17 protein-coding genes are annotated in these 15,875 nt (G+C 38.4%); 12 read left to right on the forward strand and 5 right to left on the reverse strand.

What is annotated here, in order from left to right; all coding sequences use genetic code 11:
- Window positions 1–100 precede the first annotated feature (100 nt).
- From BKO01S_RS24410 to BKO01S_RS13060, 10 genes are all read left to right on the forward strand, one after another.
- Complete coding sequence (locus BKO01S_RS24410) at window positions 101–277, forward strand: hypothetical protein (RefSeq protein ID WP_157077367.1); 177 nt, start codon at window positions 101–103, stop codon at window positions 275–277.
- Between the two features lie 200 nt (window positions 278–477).
- Window positions 478–1,650 (forward strand): M20 family metallopeptidase, encoded by a 1,173-nt coding sequence (locus BKO01S_RS13020; protein ID WP_066054433.1) that lies wholly within the window; start codon window positions 478–480, stop codon window positions 1,648–1,650.
- A 164-nt stretch (window positions 1,651–1,814) separates the two neighbouring features.
- The gene (locus tag BKO01S_RS13025; protein ID WP_066054435.1) at window positions 1,815–2,582 is read left to right on the forward strand and encodes a transporter substrate-binding domain-containing protein; all 768 of its coding nucleotides are present in this window, start codon (window positions 1,815–1,817) and stop codon (window positions 2,580–2,582) included.
- A gap of 36 nt (window positions 2,583–2,618) precedes the next feature.
- Entirely contained in the window at window positions 2,619–3,278 is a 660-nt protein-coding gene (locus BKO01S_RS13030) for an amino acid ABC transporter permease (protein WP_066054436.1), read from the forward strand.
- Window positions 3,271–3,993: an amino acid ABC transporter ATP-binding protein gene (locus BKO01S_RS13035; protein WP_066054439.1), complete on the forward strand. Its 723-nt coding sequence runs from the start codon at window positions 3,271–3,273 to the stop codon at window positions 3,991–3,993. The genes BKO01S_RS13030 and BKO01S_RS13035 overlap by 8 nt, the downstream gene beginning before the upstream one ends.
- Before the next feature lie 175 nt (window positions 3,994–4,168).
- A complete protein-coding gene (gene kduI, locus BKO01S_RS13040) occupies window positions 4,169–4,999 on the forward strand; it encodes a 5-dehydro-4-deoxy-D-glucuronate isomerase (protein WP_066054441.1) in 831 nt (276 codons plus the stop codon).
- 58 nt (window positions 5,000–5,057) lie between these two features.
- On the forward strand, window positions 5,058–5,834 hold the full coding sequence (kduD, locus tag BKO01S_RS13045; protein ID WP_066054445.1) for a 2-dehydro-3-deoxy-D-gluconate 5-dehydrogenase KduD: 777 nt from the start codon (window positions 5,058–5,060) through the stop codon (window positions 5,832–5,834).
- Between the two features lie 39 nt (window positions 5,835–5,873).
- Window positions 5,874–6,323 (forward strand): NanQ anomerase/TabA/YiaL family protein, encoded by a 450-nt coding sequence (locus tag BKO01S_RS13050; RefSeq protein WP_066054447.1) that lies wholly within the window; start codon window positions 5,874–5,876, stop codon window positions 6,321–6,323.
- A 199-nt stretch (window positions 6,324–6,522) separates the two neighbouring features.
- Entirely contained in the window at window positions 6,523–7,518 is a 996-nt protein-coding gene (gene kdgT, locus BKO01S_RS13055; protein WP_066054451.1) for a 2-keto-3-deoxygluconate transporter, read from the forward strand.
- Window positions 7,519–7,581: 63 nt separating this feature from the next.
- Window positions 7,582–8,535, forward strand: coding sequence for a sugar kinase (locus tag BKO01S_RS13060; protein ID WP_066054453.1), 954 nt, complete (start codon window positions 7,582–7,584; stop codon window positions 8,533–8,535).
- 41 nt (window positions 8,536–8,576) lie between these two features.
- Here the strand turns inward: BKO01S_RS13060 and BKO01S_RS13065 are convergent, their stop codons facing one another.
- Window positions 8,577–9,341 carry an IclR family transcriptional regulator gene (locus tag BKO01S_RS13065; RefSeq protein WP_066054455.1) on the reverse strand — a complete coding sequence of 255 codons (765 nt, stop codon included), beginning with the start codon at window positions 9,339–9,341 and terminating at the stop codon, window positions 8,577–8,579.
- Window positions 9,342–9,489: 148 nt separating this feature from the next.
- On the opposite strand from BKO01S_RS13065, the gene BKO01S_RS13070 reads away from it, so the two are divergent.
- Complete coding sequence (locus BKO01S_RS13070) at window positions 9,490–10,161, forward strand: bifunctional 4-hydroxy-2-oxoglutarate aldolase/2-dehydro-3-deoxy-phosphogluconate aldolase (protein WP_066054458.1); 672 nt, start codon at window positions 9,490–9,492, stop codon at window positions 10,159–10,161.
- 139 nt (window positions 10,162–10,300) lie between these two features.
- The gene (gene mmuM / locus BKO01S_RS13075; protein WP_198158816.1) at window positions 10,301–11,242 is read left to right on the forward strand and encodes a homocysteine S-methyltransferase; all 942 of its coding nucleotides are present in this window, start codon (window positions 10,301–10,303) and stop codon (window positions 11,240–11,242) included.
- A 114-nt stretch (window positions 11,243–11,356) separates the two neighbouring features.
- Here the strand turns inward: mmuM and BKO01S_RS13080 are convergent, their stop codons facing one another.
- The 4 genes from BKO01S_RS13080 to BKO01S_RS13095 form a co-directional block, all read right to left on the reverse strand.
- Window positions 11,357–12,715, reverse strand: a complete 1,359-nt coding sequence (locus tag BKO01S_RS13080) for a cadherin-like beta sandwich domain-containing protein (RefSeq protein WP_066054460.1) — start codon at window positions 12,713–12,715, stop codon at window positions 11,357–11,359.
- Window positions 12,716–12,782: 67 nt separating this feature from the next.
- Window positions 12,783–13,952 (reverse strand): ABC transporter permease, encoded by a 1,170-nt coding sequence (locus BKO01S_RS13085; protein ID WP_232311231.1) that lies wholly within the window; start codon window positions 13,950–13,952, stop codon window positions 12,783–12,785.
- Window positions 13,900–14,640 (reverse strand): ABC transporter ATP-binding protein, encoded by a 741-nt coding sequence (locus BKO01S_RS13090; RefSeq protein ID WP_066054465.1) that lies wholly within the window; start codon window positions 14,638–14,640, stop codon window positions 13,900–13,902. The genes BKO01S_RS13085 and BKO01S_RS13090 overlap by 53 nt, the downstream gene beginning before the upstream one ends.
- A gap of 1 nt (window position 14,641) precedes the next feature.
- Complete coding sequence (locus BKO01S_RS13095) at window positions 14,642–15,610, reverse strand: efflux RND transporter periplasmic adaptor subunit (RefSeq protein WP_066054466.1); 969 nt, start codon at window positions 15,608–15,610, stop codon at window positions 14,642–14,644.
- Between the last annotated feature and the right edge of the window lie 265 nt (window positions 15,611–15,875).

Below are 15,875 nucleotides of genomic sequence, written 5' to 3' on the forward strand. Positions count from 1 at the left end.
TATTTATGTGTTGGGATACCCTTTTGTTTGTCTAAAGTATCGTTCCGCCCAAACGGTTTTCCCCCTACGTGAATAGGCTAATGTCAAGGGGGTGAATCATTTGAAATGGGGAAATTTCTTGCTCATCTTCATTTGTGCGTTAATCTTATTATTAATTCCATGCTTCTATTTTCAGTCTGATTCTAATGAAACTAGTCATAAACAATATGAAACTACCACCGCCAGTACGAACGAACAACAAAATAAAATTACGGAAGCTAGATACAAATTTTTTTAAGCGAGTTTCTTGGAATTAAAAACCCTCTTTCCTCTAAAAGGAAGAGGGTTTTGTATATTTAGTAATAATTACTTATAAATATACTAGAATTTTAGGGCGATATATATTATATTAGAAAAATAGTAAAAGTTTTGCATAATTATTAAACACTATGTGATTTTATGAATAAATCTCTCTTACAATATAAAGGAGTGTTAGTTATGAATAATCAACTTAAACAAAACTTAGAGGCAATACAAAATAAGCTGTGGGAAATAAGTGATTCCTTATATCGCAACCCTGAACTAGGTGATCAAGAATACCAATCCATGCAAAAACTAGTCGCTTTTTTAAAGGAGCATCATTTCGAAGTAGAAACAGGAATTGTTGAGCGGCCCACTGCCTTTAAAGCGGTATACGACAGCAAAAAAGAGGGACCAACAATTGCTTATTTATCGGAATACGATGCACTGCCAGGTGTGGGACACGGATGTGGCCATAATATGATAGGTACAATGAGTGTAGGTGCTGGGGTCTTGTTAAGCAAAATGGTTGATGAGATGGGTGGACGAGTCATTGTTCTTGGGACTCCTGCTGAAGAAACAAATGGAGCAAAGGTTCCAATGGCAGAACAAGGGATATTTGATGATATTGACGTGGCTATGATTTTGCATCCAGCCGATGAGTCTTATGAAAGTGGAGATTCCTTAGCAATGGATGCGATTCAATTTGCTTATTCTGGTCAGTCAAGTCATGCCGCGGCTTCACCAGAGAAAGGTATCAATGCACTTGATGCAGTACTCCAGCTATTTAACGGTATTAATGCACTTCGTCAGCATGTGACATCAGATGTCCGAATTCATGGAATCATTAAAGAAGGTGGGATTGCAGCGAATATCGTTCCTGATAAAGCAGTTGCCCAATTTTATGTTCGTGCGAAAAACCGTAGTTATTTAGATGAAGTCGTTCAGAAAGTGAAAAATATTGCCCATGGTGCAGCATTGGTAACAGGAGCAGAAGTGGAAATTACGAACTATGAGCTTAGCTACGATAATATGGTGACAAATCAAGCACTGTCCGACCTTTTTACAGAGAACCTTCTAGCCACTGGAGTGGAAAAGGTATTAAAAGCTAAGGACACATATGGATCAATTGATATGGGGAATGTAAGCCATGTTGTTCCTGCCATCCACCCTTATATAGGACTAGACTCACCTGGCCTCGTTGCCCATACAAAAGAGTTTGCAGATATAACAATTACTGAAAATTCTCATCAAGTCCTGAGTAAAGGTGCGCTTGCTCTTGCTTCCACTGGTTATGAATTACTAATGAGTAAAGAGGTTTTTGAAAAAGTGGTAAACGAATTTCAGGAAGCGAAAAGAAAGAATGGATAAGCTCATTATTTCATTGAAATAATAAAATCATTGATTTAAATAGTAAAGTAATCTGAATATTTTTATATTAAAAAAGCTACTTTTCATAATCATACGTATGTGTTATTATACATTTAGTTGAATAATTATTCGTATAAATCATATAAACAAACGGAGGAAATAACATGAAAAAGTTCGGTCTACTTATTACATTAATTTTAACGTTAGTATTAGCAGCATGTGGCCAAAACAACGATGCTGGAAACGCTGATGCAGAAGCTGATAAAAAAGTTTTAACAATGGGAACATCTGCAGATTTTGCTCCATTTGAATCTAGAAATACTTCTGGAGAAGTAGAAGGCTTTGATATTGATTTAGCAAAATACATTGCAGAAGAATTAGGATATGAACTTAAAATTGAAGATATGAAATTCGATGGACTAATTGGTGCACTACAAGCGAATCGTGTGGATCTAGTGTTATCAGGAATGTCTGCTACTGAAAAGCGTGCACAAAATGTAGACTTCTCTACCCAATACCACCATTCAGGAGAAATGTTCTTAACTCTAAAGGATTCTGAGATTAAAACGATTGATAATTTAGAAGGAAAAACAGTTGGTGTACAGTTAGGTACGATTCAAGAAGAAGGTGCTCGTAAGCTTCAAGAAACGATGAAGTTTGAAATTAAGGCTGTTGATAACGCGACGATTCTAATTCAAGAATTACTAGCTAATCGGATTGATGTAGCATACATGGATAAGTCAGTTGCAACAGGTTATATTAATGAGCAAGGTTTAGGAGGATTTGACGATCCTACTACAAGCTCACCAGGAATGGCGGTTGCTTTTCCAAAGGGAAGTGAACTAGTGGACGATGTTAACAAAGTCCTAAAGGCAATGGAAGAGAACGGAAAGCTAGAAGAATTAAAAGAAAAATGGTTATCTGAGGAATAAGTTGAAATAGAAAAATATTAAAGTGAGGTGTAAGGCATGAATTTGGATTTTAACCAAATTGTGCCTTATATTCCTTTTATCTTAGAAGGAATATGGGTTACATTACAGTTTGTCATCATATCAATTATATTTGGTTTTATTTTAGGAACGGGATTAGCTTTATGTAAAATATCAAAAATAAAAGCATTAAACTGGTTCGGGGATGCTTATACATCTATTTTCCGGGGGACCCCATTAATTTTGCAGTTGATGATTATTTATTTTGCGATTCCACAGTTAACTGGTTACGACATTTCTCCATTCTTGTCAGCGATTCTTGCTTTTGGTCTGAATTCCTCGGCATATGTATCAGAAATTATTCGTGCGGGAATTCAAGCAGTTGACAAGGGACAAACAGAAGCTGCGCAAGCACTTGGAGTCCCTTATCGTTTGATGATGAAGGACATTATTTTACCACAGGCTTTAAAAAACATTTTACCTGCACTTATGAATGAATTTATTACATTAACAAAAGAATCAGCGATTGTCTCGACAATTGGGTATTTAGATCTTATGCGTCGAGCTCAAGTAGTGGGTGCTGATATTTATCGAAACTTTGAACCATTAATTTTTGTAGGATTCATTTACTGGTTACTCGTTATGGTATTAACGATCATTGGTAAAATTGTTGAAAGGAGGATGAAGTTCAGTGATTAAGATTGAAAACCTCTATAAACAATTCGGTGATAATGAAGTATTAAAAGGTATTACCACTAACATTAATAGTGGTGAAGTTGTTTCGATCATTGGACCATCTGGCTCAGGTAAATCTACTTTTCTCCGTTGTATCAACTTACTAGAGGTGCCAACGAAAGGTACAGTGTCTATAGATGGTAAGAGCATTCCAGATAAAAATACAAATATATTAAAGGTTCGCCAACAAATTGGAATGGTTTTTCAGCACTTTAATTTGTTCCCACATTTAAATGTACTAGACAATTTAACGTACGCTCCAATCAAGGTAAAAGGGGAATCTCGACAAGTAGCTGAAGATAAAGCGCGTAACCTACTTGCGAAAGTGGGACTGACAGAAAAGGAAAAAGCATTTCCTAGTAACCTGTCAGGTGGTCAAAAACAACGTGTTGCCATCGCTCGTGCCCTTGCAATGGAACCAAATTTAATGCTATTTGATGAGCCAACATCTGCGCTTGACCCTGAAATGGTTAAAGAGGTTCTGAATGTAATGAAGGACTTAGCAAAGTCAGGGATGACGATGGCTATCGTTACCCATGAAATGGGCTTTGCACGTGAAGTGGCTGACAGAGTATTATTTCTTGATGGTGGGGTATTACTTGAAGACGCAAGTCCGGCCGAGTTTTTTAGTAATCCAAAGACAGCAAGAGCGAAAGATTTTTTAGAGAAGGTATTATAAAATATAGATTTATCGAGCTATCCAAATTGGATGGCTCTTTTTTATTTTATTAGGATTTAAAAATGTTCATATTTTCGCCAAATTAAGGTTGCCATTTTTTATTTGAAACCGCTATAATTAAATTATGGAACAACATACCACGATGTGGAACAACTTATAGAGGAGATGAAATACTTTGGAAATTAGATACTCAACCCATCCTGATCATGCAAAAACATTCACTACGGAAGAACTTAGAAAGCATTATCTTGTTGAAGACTTATTTGTTCCTGGTGAGATCAAGCTTACCTACTCAATGGAGGACCGTGTCATTATCGGTGGTATTACACCAACAAATGAAACAATCTCTTTAGGTGGATACGATCAAATTAAGGCTAACTACTTTTTAGAGCGTAGAGAAGTGGGAATCTTTAACGTTGGAGGCAACGGGAAAATTACTGTAGACGGTGAATCTTATGACATGGAGAATAAAGATTGCTTGTATGTAGGATTAGGAAAAAAAGAACTTCTTTTTACTAGTGAATCAGCTGATAGTCCAGCAAAATATTATTTATTCTCAGCCTCAGCTCACAAAGAGTATCCTGTACAGCATGTTTCATTTAAGTCAATTGAGGGTGACCGATTAGGAGCACTTGAGAGTGCGAATGACCGTGTGATTCGTCGAATGATTCACAATGAGGGAATCCAAAGCTGTCAGGTAGTGATGGGAATGACTCAATTAAATACGGGTAGCGTTTGGAACTCCATGCCAACTCACACGCATGACCGTAGAATGGAAACGTATCTATACATTGATCTGGACGAAAATGCAAGAATGTTCCATTTCATGGGTGAACCAACTGAAACAAGGCATATCGTTATGAAAAATGAACAAGCCGTTATCTCACCTCCTTGGTCTATTCACTGTGGGGCAGCAACAAGTAATTATACTTTTATCTGGGCAATGGCAGGAGAGAATAAAACCTACAATGACATGGATCAAGTGACCATGGATCAGTTGAAATAATTAGTAACGATTAAGAATCTAGTAATCAAAAAAATATGTTATAGGGGTGTACTAAGTAATGAGTTTACAAGACTTTTCATTAGATTTTTTCAGCTTAACAGATAAGGTGGCCATTGTTACTGGAGGTAATACGGGACTTGGTCAAGGATATGCAGCTGCACTAGCAAAGGCAGGAGCAGACTTGTTCATCGTTTCCTATGATACAGATTGGGATGAAACAAGAGCACTTGTTGAGGAGACAGGAAGAAAAGTTCACTTCCACCAAGCAGACTTAACGAAGAGAGAGAACCTAAAGAAGGTCGTAGAAGAGTGTTTAAGTGTTTATGGAAAGATTGATATTTTAGTAAATAATGCAGGTACCATCAGACGTGCTCCATTGCTAGAGTACAAAGTGGAAGATTGGGATGCGGTAATGGAAATCAATCTAAATTCTGTATATTTACTAAGCCAAGAAGTGGCAAAGGTTATGGTTGAACAGAAGAGTGGAAAAATTGTTAACATTTGCTCGATGCTTTCATTCCAAGGTGGGAAATTTGTTCCTCCGTATACAGCAAGTAAGCATGCCGTTGCGGGTATAACGAAAGCGTTTGCTAATGAACTAGGGCAATACAATGTTCAAATTAATGCAATTGCACCAGGTTACATTGCTACAGCAAATACAGCACCTATTCGTGCAGATGAGCAACGTAATGCAGAAATTCTTTCACGTATCCCTGCTGGAAGATGGGCAGACCCTTCAGACCTTATGGGTGTAGTCGTGTTCTTATCTAGTAGAGCTTCAGACTACATGAATGGACATATTTTAGCAATTGACGGTGGATGGTTAGCTCGATAAGACCATCCATCACCATCACTATAGAAAGGAGGGATATTTTTGATAATAGGCAAGTTAGAAAATGTGAGAGAAATGGGACTTATAAATGAAAAGATTCTATCAAAGCTAGAATTCCTAAAAGATGAGGACTTTACTCAGTATGCGGCTGGACGTCATGAAGTGGCAAATGACTCATTTTTCTTCCTAAATGAATACGAAACAAAAGAGGAAGAAAGCTGCTTTTGGGAAGCCCATAGAAAATTTTTAGATATCCATTTTATTTTAGAAGGTCAAGAGAAAATTGCGTTTGATCATATTGACCGCCAGCAAGTGAAGGAAGAGTATGATGCGGAGAAGGATGCGATATTCCTAGAAGGAAGCATTCTCTCTGAAATTACAATGAACCCTGGGGATGTCATGATTTGCTTCCCAGAGGATTCTCATATGACAGGCTTAATTGCTCAAGAAAAACAAAAGGTGAGAAAAGTAGTACTCAAAGTGGAGTTATAGGGATATACACACAGAAGAAAATGAGATGAAACGTTAAGGCGGCCAAAGGTTGGCAGACCTTTGGAATGACCACCTGTAACATTTCGAATTGTTTATTGGAACTCAAAGATAGCATAAAATTGACAATTTATCAATCATCTCGACTTCTTTTGCTTGAAATTTACCTATATAAAAAATGGAAAAGGTAAGGTAATGCAAAATGAAAATCATGAAGTCAATAGAAAAAATCCCTGGTGGATTAATGCTTGTTCCTCTATTTTTAGGTGCAATTATACACACACTTGCTCCAACCTCAGGAGAGTATTTTGGATCGTTTACAAACGGGTTAATGACAGGAACGGTTCCTATTTTAGCCGTATGGTTTTTCTGTATGGGTGCAGGAATCAATATAAAAGCAACGGGTACAGTGTTAAGAAAATCTGGAACATTAGTATTAACGAAAATAGCGGTTGCATGGGTTGTTGCCATTATTGCTTCAATGTTTATGCCTGCAGGAGGTATACAAACCGGTTTATTTGCAGGGTTCTCAGTGCTTGCTTTAATAGCAGCAATGGATATGACAAACGGTGGATTATACGCTTCAATCATGCAACAGTATGGAAGCAAGGAAGAAGCGGGTGCATTCGTTTTAATGTCACTTGAATCAGGTCCATTAGTAACGATGTTAATTCTTGGTTCAACTGGATTAGCTGCATTTGAACCACACGTATTCGTAGGTGCAGTATTACCATTCCTTGTTGGATTTGTCCTTGGAAATTTAGATAGTGATTTAAAAGATTTCTTTAGTAAAGCAACACACACGATGATTCCTTTCTTTGGATTTGCGTTAGGAAACACAATCGATTTAACGGTCATTGCAAAAACAGGTCTAGGCGGAATTATCCTAGGTATTCTTGTAATCATAGTTACTGGTATTCCATTAATCTTAGCGGATAAGTATATTGGCGGAGGAAATGGTACGGCTGGTATTGCTGCTTCAAGTACAGCAGGTGCAGCAGTAGCTAATCCGATGATTATAGCCAATATGAAGCCTGAATTTATGGATGTAGCACAATCAGCTACTGCTTTGGTTGCAGCTTCAGTGATTGTCACCTCCATTTTAGTTCCAATCATTACAGCTTATTGGTCCAAATATATGAAGAAGAAAAATAAAGGGAATGTAAAAGAAGAAGAAATCAACGTAACTGCTGTTTAAAAGTAGCCAAGGGAGACATATACACAGTATGTCTCCTTTCAATAAAGGGGAGTAGGTATAAGTATGAGTAAAATCATTACTATTGGTGAACCTATGGCTCTCTTCGTAGCAGAGCAGGGTGGTTCTTTAGAAGAAGTGAAACAATTTGGTCGGTACGTTGCGGGAGCAGAGGTGAACTTTTCGATTGGAATGGCACGACTAGGGCATGAAGTTACCTATGTCACCCAATTGGGATTGGACCCTTTTGGAAAAAGTATTAAACAATTCCTTCAACAGAATGGAATTGATACAACGTATGTCACATATGAGTCAAACTATCTAACTGGAATGCAATGGAAGCAAAAGGTAGAAGAAGGGGATCCCGAAGTGTTCTCTGCTCGGAAAAACTCTGCCGCTTCCCATATGAGTGTTAATACTATAAAGAATATAAATTGGAATGGCCTTAATCTTATCCATTTAACAGGTATTCCACCGGCATTATCAGATGAATGTAGAGCAGCCGTTTACGAGTTAATAAAAGAAGCTCGTGCAAATGGTGTTCAAATTTCCTTTGACCCTAATTTACGACTAGGTCTTTGGTCAGACCAGAAAGAAATGATCAAAGTTATAAATGATTTAGCTTGTCAGGCGGATATCGTTCTTCCTGGTATTGCTGAAGGGAAATTATTAACTGGATTTGTTGATGAGGCAGAGATTGCACAATTTTATCATGCTGCTGGTGTAAAAACAGTTGTCATCAAGCTAGGTGCCAAAGGTGCTTTCACTAGTACGGAAGGAAGGCAGTTTTATACAGAAGGCTTCCCCGTAGAGAAAGTCGTTGACACGGTAGGTGCTGGAGATGGATTTGCTGTCGGTGTAATGAGTGCTTTATTAGAAGGACATCAATTGGAAGACGCTGTGCAACGTGGAACAGCAATAGGAGCATTAGCTGTTATGTCACCTGGAGATAATGATGGGTTACCAGATCGAGCAAAGTTAAGATCGTTCATGGAGACCAAAACTACAAATATAAAGTAGTAAAGAAATTCCCTTCCTATAAAGGGAAGGGAATACCACTATTAAGAACCAATATAACCTAGATTTCTAGAGATATCCAAACTTGTTTGTCGCATTTTTTCAATTAACACATCGTTAATCTTGTCCATTGTCACACGATTGCTTGGCCCAGAAATACTAAAACTAGCAATAATCTTACCTGTATGGTTATAAATTGGAGCAGCAATACATCGTATTCCTTCTTCATTTTCTATATTATCTAACGCATATTTTTGTTTCTTAATCTTAGTAATTTCTTCTCGAAGTCCCTTAGGAGTGGTAATGGTTGATTCTGTTTTAGGGATAAAATTGACCTTTGATAGTAATTCTTCAAAATGCCCTGTTTCCATACCGGAATATAAAACTTTTCCGACAGCGGTACAGTACATCGGTGCACGGTTACCAACACGTGAATACATTCGGATGGTTTGATTACTTTCAATTTTATCAATATAAACAATTTCACCGCGGTCTTCAATGCATAAGTGGACAGTTTCATTTACTTCACGTGATAGCTTTTCTAGATAGGGTTTAGCAGTACTAACAATATCATTGTTATTTAATATATTCCTTGAGAGAAATAGAACTTGCAACCCAAGCTTATACTTGTCAGATTCCGAATCTTTTACGACGTAGTTCATATTCGATAATGTAGCTAAAAGTCTGTGGACGGTACTTTTCGATAGACCTACCTGCTCAGATAAACGAGCAATTTGAATTCCATCGGGATAATCTGAAAGCTTATTCAAAATAGTTAATGCTCTTTCTACTGATTGGACGTTAGACACAGTCGGTTACCTCTTTCTTTGGTTTATATATGTAAAATAATGTTTTTATAAAAATAAAACGCTGTTCTACTATATGATACGGCAGCTATAGAGTTTTGTAAATTTAATAAAAAATGTTTCATAAAATAGATGAAAAGTGGGGATTCACATGAACAAAATCAGTGTTCTATCAAAAGTTTCGGAGTGTGGAGTGGTAGCGGTAGTTAGAGCGGATACGAAGGAAGAAGCTGTAACAATCTCAGAAGCATGTGTCCGTGGCGGAATTAAGGGGATAGAAGTAACCTTTACTGTCAAAGAAGCGGATGAAGTAATTAAGGAGTTAGCCTCTCTATATAAAGAACGGAATGATGTTGTGATTGGGGCTGGGACTGTTCTTGATTCAACCACCGCTAGAATAGCCATTCTTGCAGGTGCACAGTTTGTAGTCAGCCCATCCTTTGATGAGGAAACGGCAAAACTATGTAACCTCTATCAAGTACCATATATGCCTGGCTGTATGACAATAACTGAGATGAAACGAGCTCTTGAGTCTGGTGTAGATATTGTAAAGTTATTTCCAGGAAACAACTTTGGCCCTGATTTTATAAAGGGCGTAAAAGCACCACTTCCGCAAGTGAATATCATGCCTACTGGTGGTGTTAGCCTAGAAAATGTGGATCAATGGATTAAAAACGGCTGTGTAGCAGTCGGGGTAGGTGGAAATCTATTAGCACCAGCCAAGACTGGAGATTATGATCTTATTACAGAGTATGCAAAGCAATATGTTGAAAAAGTTAAAGCTGCACGCGGAGAAGATGTTCTAGAAGTAAAAACATTATAAAGATCATCATAGGGTATCCAAGGTAACGGTAGTAACTTTGAATACCCTTTTTTTATTCGGAATTTTCTTGACAATAGTTTTATAGATTGGTAAGGTTGAAAAAATTTCTATCAGATATAGGGAAGGAAAGGAGTCATATATATTGAAGAAAATGAACCCAATAGATGCTATTTTACAAGAGCATTCACTTATCATATTAGATGGAGCAATGGCTACTGAGCTTGAATCACACGGGTGCAATTTGGATGATCCTTTATGGTCTGCTCGTGTGTTACTTGAGAATCCGCAGTTAATCTATCAAGTACATCTAGACTATTTTCGAGCAGGTGCAGATTGTGCGATAACAGCCAGCTATCAAGCAACAGTAGAGGGATTTGCTAAGCGGGGCATACAGGAAAAAGAAGCATTGGAATTAATAAAGAAGACGGTAGAGCTAGCAAAGAGCGCAAGAGATGACTTCTGGCAAGACGAGCTTCAAGTTTATAGACCAAAACCATTGGTTGCAGCTTCCGTTGGTCCTTATGGTGCGTACTTAGCAGATGGCTCAGAGTATGTTGGGAACTACGGGGTAAGTGATGAAACACTTAGAGATTTTCACCGTCAAAGAATGGAAGCACTTATTGAGGCTGGAGCGGATATCCTTGCATTGGAAACCATTCCTTCTATTCAGGAGGCAAAAGTATTAATTTCTTTGTTAAAGGAGTTCCCTAATACTTATGCCTGGCTGTCCTTCTCTTTGAAGGACGAAAATTCAATAAGTGAAGGCACGCTGTTACAAGAATGTGCTGAACTGGCAAATGAAAATGAACAGATTGCCGCTGTTGGTTTAAACTGTGCTCCATTAGATTATGTGACAGGGGCCATTAGCAATTTGCGTAACCACACAGAAAAACCAGTAATTGTTTACCCAAACTCTGGGGAAACCTATGACCCCGAGACAAAAACTTGGCACGGTCAAGAATCATGCAATACACTCGAGTCGAAATCAAAAGAGTGGTATGAAGCTGGGGCTCGATTAATTGGAGGGTGTTGTCGAACATCACCAAAGGATATTGAAGCTGTTGCCGGGAAATGGCGCTAATTTCCGAGGAAATATCAAAAACTTCGTGGAGAATTATCATAATTCGCTAAAAATAGTTACAACCATATAGCAAAAAACGCAAGCGGCTTTTTAGGGGTCACTTGCGTTTTTTTATTACAAATTAAATAAAGATTTTATCCAGTTCCAAAATGACCCTGAACTTTCTGATGTTTGATCGGATGTTTGTATTGTTTGTTTAGTTTGTCCTCGTTGATTTTCTGACATGTTTGACTGGGCAGCAGTAGAATTGGTCGTATTTGATACCGCTGCTTCGGTAGTCTCATCAGTATTAGAGATTTCAGTAGTTTCTACTTCTTCAATCTCTTTATCAAAAACTAATACATATGTTTTATGGTCATCTCCATTTGTAACGGATATGGAGATCGCAGTTCTTGCTTGATCAGGTAGAGCAACTGTTGTACCCGTGCTTCCCTCGATTTCAACCTCTGCATCACTTTCATCAGTTGTTGCCGTAATCGTAACACTAGTTACGTCTGTACCTACAGCAATATGGTATGTGTAGGTATCTGAATCAAAGGTTTTATTCCATGTTCCTGATGAAACTGCTAATGCTGATAGATTAGCAGTAGTTGAAGTTTCCGCTTGTGCTCCTGTACTACTTGTCGAAGCTTCCTGAACAGTCGATGATGTTCGTACGGATCCAGATCCAGATTGTGAATTTGATACAAGATTGGTAATAGTTGATTGTTCCTTAGTTGTTGTTGAAGATTGATTGGTATCGGTTTTTGTATTGTCAGCCGTATTCGTATTAGTAGAGTTGTTTACCTTGGCCGCTCTTGTGATCGTAACAGTATAGGTAGACTCGTTTCCGTTTTCTGCTGTAATAACGAATGACACGGTGGTTTTGCCTACAGGTAGTTCAATGGTATGTCCTTTCTGGGGATTCACAGAACTCCCTGCCACTTGAACAGTAGATGTGTCAACTGAGGTTTCTGGTTTAATAGTTACCGAGCTTATGGAATTTTCTACATCAACTGAGTAACTTGTAATAGGAGGAGTAAAGTTAAGATTTCCACTAGAAATAGTAAGATTAGATAGACTGCTATTTTCATTTAATGCTCGAAAAATGGTTAGGGTATATGTAGTTACTTCACTACCATTTGTGAGCGTTATGGTAAAAATATTTTCACCTGTATTAAGTGAATAAATCAGCTGCTCTTTGCTTGTAACTTCTTCTCCATTTACAGATAAAAGGGTGCCATCAATGTCAGTGTCCAGAAGTAAACTCATGCTATTTATATCATTTGAAACAGTTGCTGTGTAGGTCGTTACATCTTTCGAAAATGACTGATCGAGCTCAAACTCAGAAATTTCGAGTGCTGACAATTGTGTTTTGCTTTCTGCTGTTATGTTTTCCTCGGCACTTGCGTGATTAATTGGGGAAGCAGAAAAAGTTGCGAAGGTAATCATGGATCCAACAATTGCTACGTTTAGTCCTTTTTTTATATGCATGTTGCACCTCATTTCATAGTTTCTCGTAAAATATCATCTGGCCATGCTATTCACAGCCAGTGATAGGTTATTCCTGACGAAGCGCTTGAATCGGATTTAGTTTTGATGCTTTGTTAGCAGGGAACACCCCAAAAACGACTCCTATTAATAGGGAAAATAGGAAAGCGAGTAATGTAACGGATGGGGAGTAAGAAATGGTGATGCTAGAGAATATTTCCATTAGTTTTGATACTCCTAATCCAATGACAACTCCGATTAAACCTCCGAGTGTACTTAAAACAACGGCCTCTATTAAAAATTGTAATAGTATTGATTTTCGATTGGCTCCAATGGCCTTTCGTATTCCAATTTCTTTCGTTCGCTCAGAAACTGAAACGAGCATGATATTCATAATTCCAATTCCGCCTACAAGCAAGGAGATGCTAGCTATACCACCAAGCATAAGGGTCATTGTATCGGAAACAGAGGTCATTGTCTCCATTAAATCCTCCTGACTTGATACAGAATAATAGTCACTTGAATTCGGGAAAAGGGTAGTCATCACACCTTGTACTTGGAACATGGCACGATTTACATAGTCTTCGCTCTCAGCTTGAAAGTAGACGGTTCCAATTGCCGTACTCTGTGTTATTCTCTGAGTGGTTGAAAGGGGAGCGATAATAACATTATCCCCACTCGTACCGAGAGAGGTACCAACAGACTCTAGGACTCCCACTACTTGGAATGATACACCTTCAATTTGTACACTCTGTCCAACTGGGTTTTCATATGGAAACAAAGTGTCTGCAGTAGTTGATCCAAGGACGACCACCTTCTGTCGTAGTTCATCATCCATATCGGTAATGAATCGACCCTGACTTAAGATTAAATTTCTAACGGATAAGTAAGAAGCCGTGGTACCTGTTATTGATACTTGTGCAGTGTTTTCCTGATTTTTTGCATTTATACGTCCAGTAACAACAGGGGCAACCTCTGATATACCATTTAATTCTTGAAATTCGAGAATTTGATCGTCCTTTAATTGAACTGATTCCGTATCATTTACACTCAAGGTAATCAGGTTTGTTCCTAAGCTTCCGATTTCCTCCGTTACAGACTGAGAGGAGCCTTGTCCAACCCCTACAAGTGTGATTACAGAGGCAACCCCGATAATAATTCCTAACATCGTTAAAATGGCTCGGATTTTATTGCTCTTGATACTCTTGAGTGCCATTTTGATAGATTCGACTAGGTTCAAACCAATCACCTCCGTTTTCGTAAAGCTGTCCATCATGGATTCGAACGATTCGATTGGTTTCCTTTGCAACCTCTAAGTCATGGGTAATAATGACAATCGTTTGTCCGCGTTTGTTTAACTCTTTTAACATCTCTAATAACTCTTTACTAGTTTTACTGTCAAGTGCACCAGTAGGCTCGTCAGCAAGAAGCACAGGAGGATCTCCTGCTAAGGCTCTTGCTATGGCAACCCTTTGCTGCTGTCCACCTGAAAGTTGTGTAGGCATATGATGGATTCGTTCACCAAGGCCTACTCTTTCTAGGCTATTAATTGCTTTTTCCCTACGTTCCTTTACACTTAATCCTCGATATACAAGAGGAAGTTCCACATTTTCAAGGGCTGTCAATTTATTTAATAGATTAAAGTTCTGAAATATGAACCCGATTTTTACATTCCTTATGCCAGCAAGCTCATGTTCCTTCATGTTGTTGACCTTTTTTCCGTCAAGTAAATAATCACCGGAATCCGGTTTGTCAAGGCAGCCGATCATATTCATAAAGGTAGATTTACCTGAACCTGAGGGACCAATGATAGAAAGGAAGTCCCCTTCATGAATTAGAAGGGAGACCTCTTGTAGTGCTTTGACCGTTTCGCCGCCTAGTTCGTATGATTTGGACATTTGAATGATTTCAATGACTGGATTTCCCATATTACTCGCCGCCTTTTCCTGCTCTATCAGTAGGAGGTGTACCCGCGCCACCACTAGGGAAGCCACTTGCTCCGCCTGATCCAGAGAAGTCTCTCATTGAACCACGATTGGTTGTAGAGTCACTGCCTGAAGAAACAGTAATAGCTAACTGAACAATTTGTCCTTCTTCTAGTCCAGAAACAATTTCAATACTTTGGTCATCGTTGATTCCTGTTTCTACAGCCTGTTGGGTCGTAACGGCTTCCTCATTTTCACTAGTCTCAGACTCTTGGATAATGACATACCTTTCATTCCCATTAATTTTTACAGCTTCAATTGGTACAAAAAGAACACTTTGCTTGCTTTCTGTTGTGATATTTACTTCAGTGGACATTCCTATTAAAAGCTCCTTAGAATCGTCAAACTGAACAGTTACCTCAAAGCTAGAAACACCATTTGTAGAGGTCCCTTCTTTAGAGACCTTTGTAACAGTACCTGTAAATGTCTCATTAGGATACGCACTTGCGGTTATTTTTGCTGTTTGTCCTGCTTTCATACTAGCAATATCTAATTCATCTACAGAAATAACAGTTTGAAGAGTTGCATAGTCTGTAATATGTGCAACAACTTGTCCGTTCTGTAGGTTGTCTCCCGCTTCCACATCAAGAGTGGTAACCGTTCCTGTATGTGGAGCTGTAATCGGATCACTTCCATCGGTAAAAGTAACTAACTCTGTTCCTTCTTCGACGACCTCATTTATGCTAACAAGAACTTCGTCCACTTCTCCGCCAGAGGCTGCAGCCACATCGTTACTATTAATGGAAGCAACTGTTCCAGAACCACTTACTTGTACTTCAATGTCTCCTCTTTGTACGGTTGATGTCATGATTTGTGTTTCAGCTGTAGCAACTGTTTGATTGCTTTTATAAAACCAAAATCCTCCCCCAGCTAATAGAATCACGACAACTCCAATAGAAATCCATTTCTTCAAATCTTTTACCTCCTCGATATGAAAAGCATTTATGTAAGGTTCATTATTACGAGTGAACCTTAAAAAATCCTTAAAGATGTTGACGAAAGGAAAAATATTCTATATATTAACTAATAAATTACAATTACGTTTGCAATGAAAAGGACATGAGTGCAACTGAACGGTTAACAGAGAGGGAAGACGTGGGCTGGAATCTTCCTAACGCAGCAGATGCATTTACCGCCTTGGAGCAGTATTGGTGAAGTCACAGTAATCAATACCGTAG

This window comes from Robertmurraya korlensis NBRC 107688, assembly GCF_001591645.1.
In the GTDB taxonomy this organism is placed as follows: Bacteria; Bacillota; Bacilli; order Bacillales; family Cytobacillaceae; genus Robertmurraya_A.

Coding starts and splice junctions, on each gene's coding strand:
- BKO01S_RS13090 (WP_066054465.1), bottom strand. CDS start 14,640: ATGGGAAATCCAGTCATTGAAATCATTCAAATGTCCAAATCATACGAA.
- BKO01S_RS13070 (WP_066054458.1), top strand. CDS start 9,490: ATGAACAAAATCAGTGTTCTATCAAAAGTTTCGGAGTGTGGAGTGGTA.
- BKO01S_RS13030 (WP_066054436.1), top strand. CDS start 2,619: ATGAATTTGGATTTTAACCAAATTGTGCCTTATATTCCTTTTATCTTA.
- BKO01S_RS13025 (WP_066054435.1), top strand. CDS start 1,815: ATGAAAAAGTTCGGTCTACTTATTACATTAATTTTAACGTTAGTATTA.
- BKO01S_RS13080 (WP_066054460.1), bottom strand. CDS start 12,715: ATGCATATAAAAAAAGGACTAAACGTAGCAATTGTTGGATCCATGATT.
- BKO01S_RS13060 (WP_066054453.1), top strand. CDS start 7,582: ATGAGTAAAATCATTACTATTGGTGAACCTATGGCTCTCTTCGTAGCA.
- kdgT (WP_066054451.1), top strand. CDS start 6,523: ATGAAAATCATGAAGTCAATAGAAAAAATCCCTGGTGGATTAATGCTT.
- kduD (WP_066054445.1), top strand. CDS start 5,058: ATGAGTTTACAAGACTTTTCATTAGATTTTTTCAGCTTAACAGATAAG.
- BKO01S_RS13020 (WP_066054433.1), top strand. CDS start 478: ATGAATAATCAACTTAAACAAAACTTAGAGGCAATACAAAATAAGCTG.